The organism is Desulfospira joergensenii DSM 10085, from assembly GCF_000420085.1.
In the GTDB taxonomy this organism is placed as follows: domain Bacteria; phylum Desulfobacterota; class Desulfobacteria; order Desulfobacterales; family Desulfobacteraceae; genus Desulfospira; species Desulfospira joergensenii.
In genome coordinates, this window is the sequence record NZ_ATUG01000003.1 from 102,498 (window position 1) to 118,456 (window position 15,959).

The 15,959-nt window shown below is 49.4% G+C and carries 11 protein-coding genes, 1 tRNA gene and 1 other RNA gene; 11 read left to right on the top strand and 2 right to left on the bottom strand.

Going from position 1 to position 15,959, the window contains the following annotated elements; translation table 11 throughout:
* Positions 1 to 49: 49 nt before the first annotated feature.
* From F608_RS0124660 to F608_RS0124690, 7 genes are all read left to right on the top strand, one after another.
* Positions 50 to 126, top strand: a tRNA-Ile gene (locus F608_RS0124660).
* 217 nt (positions 127 to 343) lie between these two features.
* A complete protein-coding gene (locus tag F608_RS0124665) occupies positions 344 to 1,162 on the top strand; it encodes a Nif3-like dinuclear metal center hexameric protein (RefSeq protein WP_022668408.1) in 819 nt (272 codons plus the stop codon).
* Positions 1,163 to 1,171: 9 nt separating this feature from the next.
* Positions 1,172 to 1,894 carry a zinc ribbon domain-containing protein gene (locus tag F608_RS0124670; RefSeq protein ID WP_022668409.1) on the top strand — a complete coding sequence of 241 codons (723 nt, stop codon included), beginning with the start codon at positions 1,172 to 1,174 and terminating at the stop codon, positions 1,892 to 1,894.
* Between the two features lie 22 nt (positions 1,895 to 1,916).
* An RNA gene (gene rnpB, locus F608_RS35495) (RNase P RNA component class A) lies at positions 1,917 to 2,291 on the top strand.
* A 26-nt stretch (positions 2,292 to 2,317) separates the two neighbouring features.
* Entirely contained in the window at positions 2,318 to 3,625 is a 1,308-nt protein-coding gene (locus tag F608_RS0124675) for an HPr family phosphocarrier protein (RefSeq protein WP_022668410.1), read from the top strand.
* A gap of 37 nt (positions 3,626 to 3,662) precedes the next feature.
* The gene (ispD, locus tag F608_RS0124680) at positions 3,663 to 4,391 is read left to right on the top strand and encodes a 2-C-methyl-D-erythritol 4-phosphate cytidylyltransferase (RefSeq protein WP_022668411.1); all 729 of its coding nucleotides are present in this window, start codon (positions 3,663 to 3,665) and stop codon (positions 4,389 to 4,391) included.
* A gap of 314 nt (positions 4,392 to 4,705) precedes the next feature.
* A complete protein-coding gene (locus F608_RS0124690) occupies positions 4,706 to 5,644 on the top strand; it encodes an ABC transporter substrate-binding protein (RefSeq protein WP_022668413.1) in 939 nt (312 codons plus the stop codon).
* 147 nt (positions 5,645 to 5,791) lie between these two features.
* Here the strand turns inward: F608_RS0124690 and F608_RS0124695 are convergent, their stop codons facing one another.
* Entirely contained in the window at positions 5,792 to 7,240 is a 1,449-nt protein-coding gene (locus tag F608_RS0124695; RefSeq protein WP_022668414.1) for a MerR family transcriptional regulator, read from the bottom strand.
* 69 nt (positions 7,241 to 7,309) lie between these two features.
* Positions 7,310 to 8,215, bottom strand: coding sequence for a nitroreductase family protein (locus tag F608_RS0124700; protein WP_022668415.1), 906 nt, complete (start codon positions 8,213 to 8,215; stop codon positions 7,310 to 7,312).
* Positions 8,216 to 8,578: 363 nt separating this feature from the next.
* Here F608_RS0124700 and F608_RS0124705 point away from each other — a divergent pair, with 363 nt between their 5' ends.
* Genes F608_RS0124705 through F608_RS0124720 form a run of 4 tightly spaced genes read left to right on the top strand, consistent with a single transcriptional unit; the run spans position 8,579 to position 15,861 of the window.
* Positions 8,579 to 10,642, top strand: a complete 2,064-nt coding sequence (locus tag F608_RS0124705; RefSeq protein WP_022668416.1) for a protein serine/threonine kinase PrkA — start codon at positions 8,579 to 8,581, stop codon at positions 10,640 to 10,642.
* 11 nt (positions 10,643 to 10,653) lie between these two features.
* Positions 10,654 to 11,832, top strand: coding sequence for a DUF444 family protein (locus F608_RS0124710; protein WP_022668418.1), 1,179 nt, complete (start codon positions 10,654 to 10,656; stop codon positions 11,830 to 11,832).
* Positions 11,833 to 11,874: 42 nt separating this feature from the next.
* Entirely contained in the window at positions 11,875 to 13,521 is a 1,647-nt protein-coding gene (locus F608_RS0124715) for a SpoVR family protein (protein ID WP_027363094.1), read from the top strand.
* A 3-nt stretch (positions 13,522 to 13,524) separates the two neighbouring features.
* A complete protein-coding gene (locus tag F608_RS0124720; protein WP_051148679.1) occupies positions 13,525 to 15,861 on the top strand; it encodes a serine protein kinase PrkA in 2,337 nt (778 codons plus the stop codon).
* Positions 15,862 to 15,959: the final 98 nt, after the last annotated feature.

Here is a 15,959-nt window from a genome sequence, read left to right on the forward strand (position 1 = left end):
ACTCGGGAGCCTGATTTCTATATATTCTTTAAGTTTTTTTAATGGCGTGGGGCCCATAGCTCAGTTTGGCAGAGCCACCGGCTCATAACCGGTCGGTCCCTGGTTCGAACCCAGGTGGGCCCACCATAAAACAAGAGATAGGGACCGACAGGCAGTATGGTATGTTTTAGAAAGAGATCGATCTGGAAAATGCCCCAGGGCCTTACCCCCTTAAAAGGCCATAACAGGCCAGAAGGATTGTCCGATCATATATGATGGCGCAGGCAAAACATCAGTGGAAAAATAAACCAAAGCGTGGTAGCTTACCACGCTTTTTTTATTTCAGACACGGCCGGATGAAAATATGGGGCTGACCGCCAGGGACATACTCTCCATGGTCGACGGTTTTGCACCCTTTGATCTGGCTGAAAACTGGGACAATTCAGGCCTTCAGTCAGGGAATCTGGCCTGGCCCGTAAAAAAGATACTGGTCAGCCTGGATATTACCCTTCCGGTCATGGAGGCCGCCGCTTCCTGGGGGGCGGATCTGGTTTTGAGCCACCACCCGCTCATGATGAATCCTGAAAAAAGGATTGATTTCGGGGCAATGCCCGGACAGGCAATTGCCATCTCGGCCCGGGAGAAGATCTGCATCCTTTCCGCACATACCAATCTTGATAAGGCCCTGAACGGGCTGAACGATCATTTTGCCGGAATTATCGGCCTGGAAAACCTGGTCCCGTTCTATTCCCCACCCGGTTCTTTCCCCCGGGAAGAAGAGCCTGCCGGTCTCGGCAGAATCGGGGACCTGGGAAAGAATATCCGCCTCAAAGATCTGGTTGAAGATGTAAAAAAAAGACTCGGCCTTGACAGGGCACGGGTTACGGGCGATCTGGAGGGGGAAATCAGCCGGGTGGCCGTCTGCACAGGTTCCGGCGGATCCCTGGTCCAGGAGTTTCTGGACTCGTCGGCCCAACTCTATATTACGGGAGATCTGAAATACCACGATGCCAGACAGATCCAGGCAGGAGGAAAAGCCTCGGTGGATGTCGGACATTTCGGTTCGGAAATAATCGCGGTCGACCTTTTAACACAACAGCTGGAACAGGCCGGTCGGAAGCGAGGAACCAGCATGGAAGTCAAAGGATTTAACAGAGAAAAAGATCCATTTATAATCGTTTAAGGATGAGTCATGAAGGAAATTGTAAAACAGGATATAGAGACCCTTGTTCAACTGCAGGAAGCTGAAACTGAAATTGTGAGGCTTCAGGCCGTACTCGTGAAAGTAGAAAAAGAAAAGGCTGAAATTGGCTCAAAGCTCAAAAAATTCAAGACGGCTCTGGACCAGAACCGGGAAGAGCTGGAAAAAAATCTTAAGATGTGCCGGGATGTTGAAGAGGAGATCAGAACGGTAGACCAAAGGATTATTAAGAGCAATGAAACCCTGAGAATGGTGAAAACCAACAAAGAGTATCAGGTCCTTTTGAGGGAAGTGGATGACAATAAAAAGAGAAAGGACGCCCTTGAAACCGAACTCCTTGAATTGATGGATGAAAGAGAAAAATCTGAGTCCATTGTCAGTGAAAGTGAAAAAGAGTTCAACCTTTTGGAGGAACAGACAAAGGCGGAACAGGCAGAACTGGACAAACAATCCTCCGACGACCGGGCCAGTCTTGAGGAATTCCAGTCCCGCCAGGCTGAAATCGGAAAGACCCTGGATCCTTTTCTGATTGACAGGTTCAGGAAAATTTCAAAGATGAACCAGGGACTTGCCGTTTCCAGGGTGAAGAACGAGATCTGCATGGGGTGTTTCATGAATATTCCACCACAGCTTTATATTGAGGTTCAGCGGGGAACCTCATTGATCTCATGTCCCCAATGCAGTAGAATACTCTATCATATAAAAGAGAAATAAATCCCTTGACAGGGATTTCGGTCTGTCCGGACTAAACGATCGCTGGGTTTTCAACCTGGAGGAAAGTCCGAACACCCCAGGACAGGACGCTCCATAACGTGGAGTCGCGGTGACGTGAAGGAAAGTGCAACAGAGAGTAGACCGCCCGGCTGTCCGACAGCCGGGTAAGGGTGAAACGGTGCGGTAAGAGCGCACCAGTTTTCCGGGTGACCGGAAAAGCTTGGTAAACCCCGTCCGGTGCAAGACCAAATAGGGAAACGCTTGAGGGCTGTCCGTCCGAGTTTCCGGGTAGGTCGCGTGAGGTGCACGGCAACGTGCATCCCAGATGAATGATCGTTGGCCTGTCCAGAGTAATCTGTACAGGCAACAGAATTCGGCTTATTGGCCGGTCAGACCGAAACTTTATTTTTTCAGGAAACATGGATGAATCTGAGTTGTGATATCTCTTTTGAGGAAAAGGCAAATATCTTTTCCTTTGAATATTTAAAATGTCTGTTGTTCATCAACGACCTTGAAGACAATGAGTATGTTTTTACAAAAAAACTCTTCTCCAAACTGATTATCAACTCCCATATTCTTGAAGACTTCCTTGATTTTCACGGCGCAAAAAAAAACACCGAATGGGTTTTATACCGGGAGCTGTGCGCCACCATCAGGCATCTTTCCCTGGCCTGTTATTCCCAGAGACATATCATCAACCGGTTTGATTTTTACCGGTTTGAAAATGGTCATCACAACACCTTCCGGCTGGAAGCCCTGGACACCATCCGGATTATCCAGGACTCCCTGAAGCTGGCGGCGCCGGTGATCATCCAGGAAGCCCTTCGATTGAACATTGCCCTGCCGAGTCAAGGATATGATATCAGTTATTTTCCCGGCATATCCTCTTCCAAGCATCTGATCCATAATATTGATGATTTTAATGAAAAACACCATCAGCGGAAAAGTCTGACCCGGATTTCCAGTGAATTCCTGGAAGTGGTCAAGGAATTCGAGCCCTTTTCCTTTTACGAGAGATATGATTTAAAAAAGATCCGGGAACTGGTTCCTGAAAAGATCAATGAAGTCATCATCCGGAGTTTTGAGATGCAGGTCCACAATATTCAATCCTCCTTTGATTCCTATGTGGTTTACACCCAGTCCGAGGAAAATATGGTTCTTGACCAGCTCAGGAGCCATTTTTCCATTGTTTTCCATATCCTCCAGGTCATGGGCAGGCTGCTTCATTTTTACGAAAGACATCTCTACGACGTCGGTTTCAAGGATGTTTACAAACAGGTCAGTGAATCTTTGACCAATCTCATTGATCCGGATGTCCTCTTGGACCGGGCCGTTAATTTTTGTCTTTTTTATGCATGGCGGTTTTTATCTTCGGGCAAGGAAGTGGCCATCCGGGTTTTAAATCAAAACATGGAGACCTCGGTCGTCCGGGTCGGCATACCAAAGGACAGGGGATTCCACAGCCGGCCCAGCCTTCTGGTGGCTAAAATCGTCCAGCACTACGGCGGGGAGGTTAAGATGCAGGTGGCCGGGGATGAGTTTGATGCCTCCTCGGTTCTGGATATTCAATGGGCAGGGGGAAAGATCAAAAAAGAAGAAATCGAAACCGTATCCTTTATCGGTGACTCCAGGGCCCTGCATGACCTGGAGATCCTTGCCGGGGTAAACTACGGCGAAGACGCCATGGGCAAGGGCATTCCCCTGCCCAAAGAGCTGTCCTATCTCAGTTGACCATGCTTATTTCCATTAGAACCACGGTTTGATTCAGATGGATTCAATCTTTTCCATAGCCGTTATCGTTGCCGGCGGGACCGGCAGAAGAATGAAGTCCAGGCAGAAAAAGCAGTATATGAGCCTGGGAAAAGAGTCTGTCTTGTCCCGGACCCTGACCTGCTTTGCCCGGAATAGACATGTTCATGAAATTATTCTCGTCGTTCCCGAAGACGATATGGAATTTTGTACCCAAAAGATCATTGGCGGCCTTGGTGGATCCAAGCCCCTTTCCCTTGTGTCCGGAGGGAACTCAAGGCAGGAGTCTGTTTTCAGGGGACTGCTTGCGGCAAAGTCCCATACGGAAAATTCATCTGAAACCATGGTTCTGATCCATGACGGGGTCAGGCCCTTTGTCCCGGATCCGTTGATTGACACCTGTCTGGCCAGGGCCGTGGAAAAGGGAGGCTGCATCCCGGTAATTGAGCTTTCCGACACCATTAAAGAGGCGGATTTGGATGGTGATCTGGCCGGAAAGATATTGAAAACCATTGACCGCAGCCGGTACTATAGGGCACAGACTCCCCAGATTTTCAGGCTGGATCTGATTTTAAAGGCCTTTGATTTTGCCAGGGAAACCGGCTTCACAGGCACGGACGATGCCTCCCTGATGGAGCATGCCGGATTGCCCGTTTATACGGTCCAGGGAAACCTGTTCAACATCAAGATCACCACCCGGGAAGATCTTGAGTTTGCCGAATTCCTGATGAAAAGAGATTCTATCTGAAAAACAGGGGGATGGGTCATTCTGATCCATGGCCTGGGCGGGGGTAAATGATCTGCTATCCGGAGGCGGCCCCTGCTCCTGATTTTTTTGGGGAGTCCAATTTTGACAACGGCCATTATTTCAATTGTCCCGGCAATCCTTTATTTGATTTTAGGTTTACTTTACCCCTAAATTATGTCACATTTCACAGACAAAACCTTTAGGGAATTGCGCTTCTGGTTTGTCAATATTTTTTGGTATTGACTTTGAAATAAGGGAAGCAGAATAGAGAATAGACAGAACATCCTTTATCCACGCTTATTGGAGGTATCTCAATGGCTGAAAAACCAGCTATCAAGATTGGCTATCTTAAAATTACTGATCACCTGGTTCTTGGCGTCACAGATCTAAAACTCAAAAAGGGCATGGAGAAATTTGAACACTGCACCCTGGAGCCTGTGGTAAAGAACGGCTGGAATGAGGTAGCAGACGCCCTTTCTGTTAAATCCCTGGACGGCGCCCTGGTGCTCGCCCCCACGGCCATGGATCTGTTTAAGTCCGGTGTTGATTTAAAACTGCTGCTCTTTGCCCATAAATCAGGAAGCATCCTGGTCAAAAGCAAAAAGGCCAATATAGAAAAAGTGGAGGATTTTAAGGGCAAAACCGTTCTGATTCCCTACCAGTTGTCCATTCATAATATGCTCTTTCATCAGCTTCTCTCTGAGAAGGGACTCAAACCCGGCCGGGCAACCGAACCCGGTATCGATGTGACCCTGGAAGTGGTGGCACCTTTTCAGATGCCCGAAGCCATAGAGTATGACGATGAAGGCGAGATCGGCGGGTTTATCGTGGCCGAACCCTTCGGCTCCCAGGTTGTGGCCCAGGGACACGGGGAAGAGTTCCTCCTTTCTAAGGATCTGTGGCCGGCCCATCCCTGCTGCGTATTTGTCATGCGTTCCGAGGTCATTGAGAAGCATCCGGAAGCCATCCAGGAGATCTGCACCAGTTTCGTAAGATCCGGGCTTGCCATTGATGACCAGCCCGAGCCTGCCTCGGTCATCGGCGGAGATTTTCTTTCCCAGGACAAGGATCTCATCAAAAAGGTTCTGATGGATCCTCCTGACCGGATCCTGACTGGTGAACTCTTTCCCATCAAGGAAGACCTGGAACGGATCCAGAAATACATGATGGATGAGATGAAGATCATGACCAGCCTGGTGGATCTGGATAAGTTTGTGGATACCCAGTTTGCCGAAAAAGCCGGCGCCAAATAAAGGATATCTCTAATAATCAGAATTTGGGTTCGAGTTCAAGGAGCATGAAAATTTAACCGGAAGAATATACAGACTATTCTGAAGATTAAAATTTCATGCAACGAAGAAATCGGGATAAAAGGAAATTATTAGAAGCGGCCTAAAATCTTATTTCGCCGAATCAATAAATGTATAGATTTGTTCCAGGGCCTTCACACTCCATTCCGGTTTTCCGGACAGGGTGGGAACCTTGTCCTGGTTCAGCCGCCGGGCCGCCTCATGGGCATCTGTTCCCTGGGACTTTAACTCGATGATAACCTTCATGACCTCTGCCTTGTAAGCTTCAATATCATCCTGGGGAGTGATCTTAGGCCTGAGGGAGGGAGTCTCGTCGATCAGAGATGAAAGATCGTCCATGGACCGTTCCTCTCCGGTTCCTTCCTTTTCCGATGGATCTTTTGTATCATTCCCTGTCTCCTTATCCTGGATAAGCTGGGAGAGATCATCCATGTCAACCGGTTCGGAAGTCTTCCCCTGAGTCGTTTCCTGTTCCGAATCAAGGAGTAGGCTGAGATCGTCCACCATTTCCGGGGCAGGGGACTTCTGATCGGCATCCGTGTCGATGAGCCTGGAAAGATCATCCAGGTCAGGGATCTCCTCTTTTTTCTCTTCTTTGATCAGCAATGAGAGATCATCCAGGCTATCTGTCCCATCGGTCTCCTTTGAAACCGTATCGATCAACTCATTCAAATCATCCTGGGGATCCGGTTTGAAAGGCGAGCCTCCCCGGTTCTGTCCTTCCTCCAGAAGAGTGGAGAGATCATCGCTGATATGGACCCCCTGATCCTGGATCAGGGAATTGAGATCGTCCGTCTCAACCGGCTCGTCCACAAGGGAACTCCCGTCAGCGTCAATATCATCTATATCCAGAAGGTCTGAGAGGTCATCCTCATAAGGTTCGGATTCCTGTCGGGTTTCAATATCTTCAAAAGAGTCTGGCTCAGGATTCTCAAGGAGGCCGCTATCCGCATCAAAGATATTGGCGGCATGGTGGGCGATCCGTACGGTCTCTGGATCATGAACCTTGAGCCGGTTCATCTCCTGGAGGGCATTGGCGATATTGTTCATGGCATTGGCCTTTTTTTCCTCGGCCTCGGCCCGCTTTTCAATGGCCGCGGCCTTGCGTTCCTCGGCCTCGGCCCGTTTTTCATGGGCCGCTGCGATGCGCTTCTGCTGCTCACCGATGTCACTGACCAGGGATTTTATCAGCTTTAATCCGTCTTTGCTGACACGGATGTCCTCATCCGGACCGGTGAGAAATTGTTCTGCAATGCCCAGAAGATCCGGGGCCTCATCGCCGGAACCCGTTCCGGTCCCTGGTTCGGAAACTGCCCGGTCCAGGTCCTCATCGATCTGTGAGGGAAGAATACCCGAGTCGAGCCCATGTTTGATTTTCAGCAGGAGATGAACATCCTTTTGGGGGTAAACCTGCCGTCCACTCGAGGTTTCCGGGGAGAGGAACCTGCCAAAACGCTTGAGAAGAAATTTAGTGAATGCAGTTCCGGCATTTAATTCCCGGGAGATCTCAATTATGGTCAACGCCTTTTCCTGGATCATGTTACCCTCTTTATTGTTTCAGACCTTTTCATCTTAATTAATGGTTTCCGGCCAGGATTGCAAAGAATTTTAGAAAAATCTGACAATGGGCTTTTTCCTGCCGGTAATGGTCCTGTATTTTTCGTCGGGAACGCCCAGGGCAATAACCGCATGAATCTCCTCCTCTTCAGGAAGGTTCAGTTTCCTTTGAATGGACCGGTCCTGTTTCATGGCCTGGACGGCAAAACCGATGAGGCATGAGCCCAGGCCCATGGCATGGGCTCCCAGTATGAGATTTCCCGCTGCCAGGATTGCATCCTCCACAGGACAGCTGGCATCCGGACCTGACCCGATCAGTATACATGCCGTGGCCCCATGGAAGAGCCGGTCAATTCCTCTGGTTTCCATGTCCTGGATCGCTTCCCTTACCGATTCATAATACTCTCTGAAATAGGCGTCAAGTTTTTTCATCCCCAAAAGCCGAAGCCCTTTTCTTAGGATCGGATTCTCAGCCTTTGAATTTAAATTTTGGAAAAATTCTTGAATCCATCCCCCGAGCCGGAGAACTTCCTGTCTCGAACCCAGAACGGAAAACCGCCAGTCCTGGCTGTTTGTTCCGGAAGGGGCCAGGGCTGCCAGTTTGATCAGGTCCCTTAAGCGTTCAGGTTCCAGGGGCCTGTCCCTAAAATTCCGGCAGGAGCGCCTGGATGCCATGAGCCCGGCAATTTTTGTAACGGGAAAATCCTTGAAACCGACCCAGGCCCGGTCAAGTGTGAAGGTCTCAAAACAGGTCATGTCCGGATCAAGGGATTTGACCTGAACGGCCCCGGTGGGGCAGATTGCCATGCAGTGGCCGCAGCCCAGGGATTGATTGCCCGTGACCATGGCAATGTCGTCTTTCAGGGTAAGGGTATGGCAGGGGCACACCTTTATGCACAGGCCGCACCCGGTGCATTTTTCAGGATCGATAATCGTTGTAACCGTTCTGGAGGCCATGGAGAATTTCCTTGTCCGATGTTTTTTATCCCAAAATATCATGGCCCAAAGTAAATATCCATTAATAGAAATTTCTTAAATCAAAAGAACCGAAAAGAGGATTTTATAGGTTTTAGAATCGTCCTTCGGCTCAGATGCAATCCTTTTGCCTTCTCTTGGATAAGGCGATTAAAGGATCAAAAGAATTTGACACCCTATTTTTTAATTGTTACTTTTAACTTTAGCAGGCTGTTCATTCTTACAAACGGATCATACAACCAATACCCTTTTAAACAGCCTGAATTCAATCATACAGCACAAGCTAGCCTTAGTATAATCTTGACCGGCAGCATTCACCTCTTTTGCTGCCCATAGGAGGGGAAAATGGCAGTGAAAACAAACCCAAAGAGTTTGGCAGACCACGTTAACGGAGTCAAAAAAGGGCAGCGAATGTTTGAGGATGCCTTTCAGGGCGTGTCGCGAATGATTTTGGATGCCGGAATTCGCAAGATCACGGTAAAGGGCAAAACCACCTACCGGTTTGATCTGTTCAGCCAGGGGAAAAAACATCTGGTGGGCATGTATGACGAAATCAACTCCTTTGTTTCCTTTGTCAAGGACGCCTCAGAAGGGGGATCGTCAAGGGAAATGGCCTTTGTCCTGGTGGGGGAGCCCGGAAACGGGAAGACCTTTTTTGTGGAATACCTGTGCGCGCGCTACCGGGAATTTTTAAGCATTCCGGAAAACAGAAAATACACATTTAAATTCATCAATCTCAAGAAACTGGGCGGATACGGTAAAATCGAATTCATCGAGTCCCAGACCTATGAAGATCCCATGATCCTGGCCATGAACATGGAAGAAACCCGGGAAAAATCCATGGCCTATCTTGCCAAGAAACACCGATTCACGGAAGCCCAACTGGAAAGCCTTTACGCCAGTTACCGTCCCCTAGGCGCCTGTTCCGCCTATATCTGGGACCAGATTCGGGAGGTGTGTGACGGCGATGTCACGAAAATGCTCTCCTTTATCGAGGTGACTCCGGTTCCCCTGATCGAAAGTCTGGGCACCATCACCGGGAAATATCCGGCCAAGGACAAGATCACCTCTTCGGCCGTGGACCTCATGGGAGAAGAGTCCATCCAGAGACTGCTTCATATCTCAGACTCCAACAACCCCTACCGGTTTGATCTCAGGAGGGGGGCCCTGGCCCGGGTGGCCGGAGGCGGGATCCATTTCAGCGACGAGATCTATAAAAATAAAAAAGATCTGGTCCAGGTCTATCTCGGGGTGATCCAGAACCGGATGATCGAACTGGACGGCTTCAAATGGCCCATTGACACCCTGATCATCGCCACCAGCAACAATTCGGAATTTGACACCTTTTTGTCGGAAAGAGAAGAGGCGCCCATTGTGGACCGGTGCAGGATCTGTTATGTGGCCCATAACACGGATTACAAAATCCAGAAAACCCTGACCGAATACGCCATTGGCGCCGATATCAAGCGGTCCCTGGACCATGAGGTGCTCCACCAGGACCCCAACCTCAACTATGCCACCTCCGTGGGCGTGGTGCTGACCCGGCTGCCCAGGTCGGAGAAGCTGACACCGGTGGAAACCATGAAACTGGCCGCCGGTGAAGTGGCCGGGGAAAAGAGCCTCAAGACCCTGGCCGAGCTCATTGATTCCCTGAACCAGGATACGGACATCACCAAGCGGTTCGGCCAGAAAGGCCTGGGCCAGAGGAATCTGGGCCGGGCGGTCCAGCTGCTGCTGGAAAGCTCGGAAACCAACGAGGGCCGGTGCATGTTTGCCCTGGATATATTCAATGCCCTGGAGCGCACGGTTCTGGACTATGTCCATGAACCGGCAGACCGGGCCAAGTTTATGGAGGACCTTAAGATCGCCCGGGGCCTCTACCGGGAAAGGATCATGACGGAGATGTTCAACGCCTATATGGATGAGCCCCTGGCCATTAAAAAAGACGTTCTCAATTACGTAAACATGATCATCGGGGTGGATGCCGAACATCTGGGGCCGGACATGATGTGGAAGTACAAGGATCCCCAGACCGGTGAACTCAAGGCCCTTAAAATCGACGAACGGTATATCAAGAACGTGGAAGAAAGACTGGGTCTGAAAACCGAGGAGCAGAAGGCCTCTTTCAGAAATTCCATTAGAAAGATCTACGGGCAGAAATTGTCCGTGGATGCCAACTATGATTTCATGGACAATCTGGAGCTGGTCAAGGCCATCACCGATGTCCGCCTCAAGTCTGATATTGCCGGGGCCGGATCTTTGATCGGAGCCCTGGCCAACCGGACCAACGAGGAAAACCAGAAGCTGTATGACCGGATGATCTCCACCATGCACGACAAACTGGGATATTGCCGTACCTGTGCCCAGAAGACCATCGAGTATTTTTGTTCCCAGGAAGATGACAAATAGGGAGGCGCGGTATGATTACCCTGGATGAACTCCTTGAACGGGACCGGAAAAGAGAGGAAGACGGATTTAAACGCAAGATCCGTATCGGAAGGATTGTCAAACCCGGAACCGGGGGCAAGGAAAAGATCATTGTTGTGCCCACCACGGTGGAGGAGAAATTTGTCCATGATGAATTTGATCCCGACCAGGAACCGGGGGAGGGAGAGCCCACCGGAGGCACCGGAGAGGGGGAGGAGGGCGATGTCATCGGAGAGCAGCCGGTCCGCCCGGAGCAGGGGGAAGGAGATGAAGATGGGGAAGGCCAGGGAGAAGGCCCTGGGGAAGGCCAGGGCGGAGAACATGAATTCGAAGCCAATGCCTATGAACTGGGCAAGGTCCTGTCCCAGGATTTTCAACTCCCCAATTTAAAAGACAAGGGGAAAAAAAGAGCCCTGGCAAGATATATATATGACCTCACCGACCGGAACCAGGGAGTCGGCCAGGTCCTGGACAAGAAGGCCACTTTAAAGAAAATTGTGGAAACCAATATCACCCTGGGCAATATTCCCGATGTCTCAAACATCGATACCACAAGGTTCATCATCTCTCCCCGGGATATGATCTACAGGATACTCTCCCGGGAAAAGGAGTACGAGTCCCAGGCCCTGGTCTTCTTCCTGAGGGACTATTCCGGGTCCATGAGCGGGAAGGTTACCGAGGCTGTCGTGTCCCAGCATGTCATGCTCTACTCCTGGCTGGTCTATCAATATGACAAACAGGTGGAGACCCGGTTTGTCCTCCATGATACCGAAGCCAGGGAGGTCCCGGATTTTTACAAGTACTACTCCTATAAGGTGGCCGGCGGAACCAAGGTCTTTACCGCGTTTAAGCTGGTCAACGACATCGTGGAAAGGGAAAGCCTGGCCCGGGATTATAACATCTATGTGTTCCACGGTACGGACGGGGATGACTGGGACAAGGACGGAAAACAGACCCTTGAGGAAATGGAGAGGATGCTCAGCTATGCCGCAAGGGTGGGCATCACCATTGTCAAGCACAGGTATGTAGGGAAAAAAAAGACTGAAGTGGAAAAATATCTGAGGGCCTCGAACATATTAACCAAGCATGAGAACCTGATTAAAATGGATGTCATGGAAGAGGATGTGGATGATTCCAGAATTATCCAGGGAATAAAACATCTGATTTCCTGATGATTCCCTAACCCGGCACCCGGCCCGGAAAGAGAGTTGGAAATGGAACTTGTCAGTCAGCATGTCAAAGGCATAATGGAAGAGTGTAAACTCCGGGCCAGGGATGCGGGCTTGCGCTTTGACGATGAGACCCTTGAGTACATCGTGACCAACCGGGATATGATCGAGCTTTCCCCCAAGGTCATGATTCCCACCCTCTACGACTACTGGGTCCATGACGTAAAAGTGCTGTCCGGCAAGGGGATGTACGAGGCATATCCCTCCAATCCCTATGAGACCGTCATCAACACCCGGCCGGCCATCTCCTATTACAACGACAACAACCCGGACTGGCTCAACGTCATGATCTTTTACCATGTCCTGGGACACATCGATTTCTTCCAGAACAATATTTTTTTTAAAAACACCTGGGATGTGGATATTACGGGCCAGGCCCTGGCCGACAAGCGCATGATTGCCAGGCTGCGGTCTGAAAAGGGTAGATGGGTCGATTATGCCATTGAATTCTCAAGGTCGGTGGACAACCTGGTGGGATACCATCACCACTTGAATCGGATCTTTTCAGAAGAGAAACAAAGGCGGATCAGCCGGATTGATTTTTATTTTGATATTTTTCTCCAGAGGATAAAAAAGGTTCCCCACAACACCTATCTCAAGGAGATCACCCGGTACAATCGTTGCCGGGAAACCGATGAAGATTTTTTTGATCTGATCAAGGGCCTTTATCCGGAATTTGAGGAGTTGTATAAAAAAGAAAGCGAGTCCAAGATCGAGCCTGAACTTGATGTGATGGAGTATATCTTAAGATACTCCTCTTTTCTCAAACAGGAGGAGAATGAATGGATAAAGTCTGTTATTCAGATTGTCCGAAACACCTCCCTCTACTTCCAGCCCCAGGTCCGCAGCAAGATCATGAACGAGGGATGGGCCAGCTACTGGCATGACACCCTTTTCATGAGGGACGACAGAATCAGCGGGCACGAGTCGGATTACGCCAAGGTCAATGCCGCCGTTACCTCCCTTCCCAAGGTCGGATTCAACCCCTATGCCCTGGGCATGAGGCTTTTTGAGCATATCCGTGAAATGGAGAACAAGGGCTGCTACTCCATTGAATATTCCCGGCTCAGGGACGAAGTCCGAAAAGATCGGTACGACGATCAGAAAAATACCGGGGATTCGTATATATTTAAAATCCGGGAAACCTTGAATGATTTTACCTTTATCAACCGGTTTGTTGACCAGGAATTTGTCACCCGGCATAAGCTCTTTGTTACCGGAAAGCGGTTTGTCCGGGAAAAAATGGCATGGGAGTACTATATTAAATCCAAGAAAGCCGAAGATTATAAGCAGATGATCATCAACTCCCTGTACCATCCCCCCCATATCCGGGTGGACCGGGAAGAAAGCAAAAAGGGGATTCTCTACCTGGACCATACCTTCGAAGGCAAGCCCCTGAAACTGGATTATATCGAAAACACCATGATGGGTATCGAGTATCTATGGGGCGGTCCGGTTTACCTTGAGACCAGTGAGCCTGTGACCTCGTCCAAGAAGGCAGTGACTTCATATGCCAATTTCTGGGATCCGGCTGCCCCGGCAGCCAAGGAAGATGAATCCAAAGAAAAAATCCAGTGGAAGCGGCTGCTCTATGTCATGGAAGATCGTAAACTGAATAAGCGGGAGCTGTGATTGATGACGGAAAACAAGACATCCTCGACAAAATCCACGGGTCAGGTTTCAGACCTGGCCGTTGACCAGGCACTTGAGCTGCTGGACCGGGAAATCAGGGATTATCAGAGGCTCCAACCCGTATCTTTTGGGGATTTTTTGAATATCTTAAAATCAGACCCCTCCCAGGTCCTGAGAAATATCTTCCAGTCCTTCCACGATATGATCAAAAGCTATGTGGAGGAATCCCAGGAATCGATCACCGATGACCTGACCCGGATGGCCTTTACCGACTATGATTGTTCAAGGCTGTTCTCCGAAGGATCCAGCAACCCCTATTTCCCGGACATGCTTTTTGCCAACCGCTTCATGAAGCAGATGGAGTACCTACGGCACGGGGCCCAGCAGAACAGGATCTATGTATTTTACGGACCCCACGGGTGCGGCAAGAGCACATTTTTAAACAATCTTTTAAAAAAATTTGAGATCTATGCCAATACAGAGGAGGGTCTGCGCTATGAGATCGTCTGGCGGCTGGATATCAAAAAGCTCCAGGACAAGGAAGCCGTCATCCCGGTTTCCGCCTTTGAAAAGCTGATCCAGTACGTGGAAAAGGAAGGGGAGACAAACATGGACAGGGACGCCGGGCTGATTGAATTCACCGGCAAGGAAAGGGATTATATTGAAATTCCCTGTCTGGCCCATGACAATCCCTTTCTGGTCATCCCCAAGGAACAGCGCAGAAATGTCCTGGATGAACTGATCAAGAACGATGAGTTCAAATGGCGTCTGTTTACGGAAAAAGAGTATGAATGGGTATTTAAAGAGGAGGTCTGCACGGTCTGCTCCTCCATTTATCATTCCCTGCTTGAACGGGTGGGGAATCCCGGTGAAGTCTTTAAGATGCTCCATGCCAGGCCCTATTACTTTAACCGGCGGATCGGCAACGGCATCTCTGTGTTCAATCCAGGGGACCAGCCCTTAAAGCAGAACATCATCTCAAATCAGATGCTTCAGAAAAGGATCAACACCCTGTTCCAGGACTCCAACATCATCAACTATATCTTTTCCAACTTTGCCAAAGTCAACAATGGGATATACGCCCTCATGGATATCAAGTCCCATAATGTGGAGAGGATGGTGGAACTGCACAATGTGATTTCCGAAGGGGTTCACAAGGTCGAAAATGTAGAGGAGAGGGTGGATTCCCTGTTCTTTGCCCTGATGAATCCCGAGGACAAACAGAATATCGGGGATTTCCCTTCCTTTGACGACAGGATTCAGTACATCGACATTCCCTATGTCCTGGACGTGAAGACCGAAGTGAAGATCTATCTGAACATCTTCGGCCGCCACGTGGAGAGCAGTTTTCTGCCCATGGTTCTGGATAACTTTGCCAGGATCATCATCTGCACCCGCATCGGAAAAGAATCCTCGGCCCTGGAAGAGTGGATCCAGGAGCCCAAGAAGTATATGAACTTCTGCGACGACAACCTCATGCTGCTGAAGATGGAGCTTTTTTCCGGAAACATTCCCAAATGGCTGGATGATGACGATCTCAAGGCCCTGGATAAAAAGAGGATGAAAAAGATCATTGCCGAGTCTGAGATTTACGGAAAGGAGGGCTTTTCAGGACGGGACTCCATCAAGATATTTGATCAGTTTTACTCCAAGTATGCCAAGGAAGACAAGCTGATCAACATGTCGGAACTCTGCACCTTTTTTAAAAAAATGGACTCTGATCCCAAAAAAAAGATTCCAGAGGGGTTTTTGTCCTCCCTATTGAGAATGTACGATTATTCCGTGCTCCAGCAGGTCAAGGAATCCCTTTACTATTACAATGAAGAGCAGATTGCCAAGGATATCAAAAATTATATCTCCGCCGTGACCAATGAGATCAACTCCGTGATCCGGTGCATTTTCACCAAAGAGGAGATCCATGTCACCGAGGCTTTTCTGGAGAGCATTGAAAACCGTCTCCTGGCGGAGAACATGGACCAGAACCGGAGAAAGGATATCCGGAACGATGTGCTCAAGGAGTATACCACCCGGACCCTGACCCATGAAATCATGATCGAGGGCAAGGACATCCTTGAGACCCGGCTTTTTGAATCCCTTTACGAGCGGTATGTCCACAACCTCAAGAAACGGGTGCTGGAGCCCTTTGTGGACAATGAAAACTTCAGGGGCGCCATCAAGGATTTTGATACGGAAAAATTCAGAACCCATGACAAGCGGATCAAAAAGGACGTGAAATTTCTCATCGACAATTTGTCCCGGAAATTCGGATATACCCTCCAGGGGGCCAACGAGGCCTGTATCTATGTGATTGACAATGATCTGGCCAATAAGTTCAAGTGATGTCTGATTGAAAACCGCGCAAGTGCATCGGGATTATTCCTTGATTCTTGGCCCTACATCATTTATCCTTTCAGGCCGAAATAAAACCCATATCCGCC

What these genes read in the sequence shown, in the direction of transcription:
- F608_RS0124665 (WP_022668408.1), top strand. Translation starts at nt 344, where the DNA reads ATGGGGCTGACCGCCAGGGACATACTCTCCATGGTCGACGGTTTTGCA.
- F608_RS0124670 (WP_022668409.1), top strand. Translation starts at nt 1,172, where the DNA reads ATGAAGGAAATTGTAAAACAGGATATAGAGACCCTTGTTCAACTGCAG.
- F608_RS0124675 (WP_022668410.1), top strand. Translation starts at nt 2,318, where the DNA reads ATGAATCTGAGTTGTGATATCTCTTTTGAGGAAAAGGCAAATATCTTT.
- ispD (WP_022668411.1), top strand. Translation starts at nt 3,663, where the DNA reads ATGGATTCAATCTTTTCCATAGCCGTTATCGTTGCCGGCGGGACCGGC.
- F608_RS0124690 (WP_022668413.1), top strand. Translation starts at nt 4,706, where the DNA reads ATGGCTGAAAAACCAGCTATCAAGATTGGCTATCTTAAAATTACTGAT.
- F608_RS0124695 (WP_022668414.1), bottom strand. Translation starts at nt 7,240, where the DNA reads ATGATCCAGGAAAAGGCGTTGACCATAATTGAGATCTCCCGGGAATTA.
- F608_RS0124700 (WP_022668415.1), bottom strand. Translation starts at nt 8,215, where the DNA reads ATGGCCTCCAGAACGGTTACAACGATTATCGATCCTGAAAAATGCACC.
- F608_RS0124705 (WP_022668416.1), top strand. Translation starts at nt 8,579, where the DNA reads ATGGCAGTGAAAACAAACCCAAAGAGTTTGGCAGACCACGTTAACGGA.
- F608_RS0124710 (WP_022668418.1), top strand. Translation starts at nt 10,654, where the DNA reads ATGATTACCCTGGATGAACTCCTTGAACGGGACCGGAAAAGAGAGGAA.
- F608_RS0124715 (WP_027363094.1), top strand. Translation starts at nt 11,875, where the DNA reads ATGGAACTTGTCAGTCAGCATGTCAAAGGCATAATGGAAGAGTGTAAA.
- F608_RS0124720 (WP_051148679.1), top strand. Translation starts at nt 13,525, where the DNA reads ATGACGGAAAACAAGACATCCTCGACAAAATCCACGGGTCAGGTTTCA.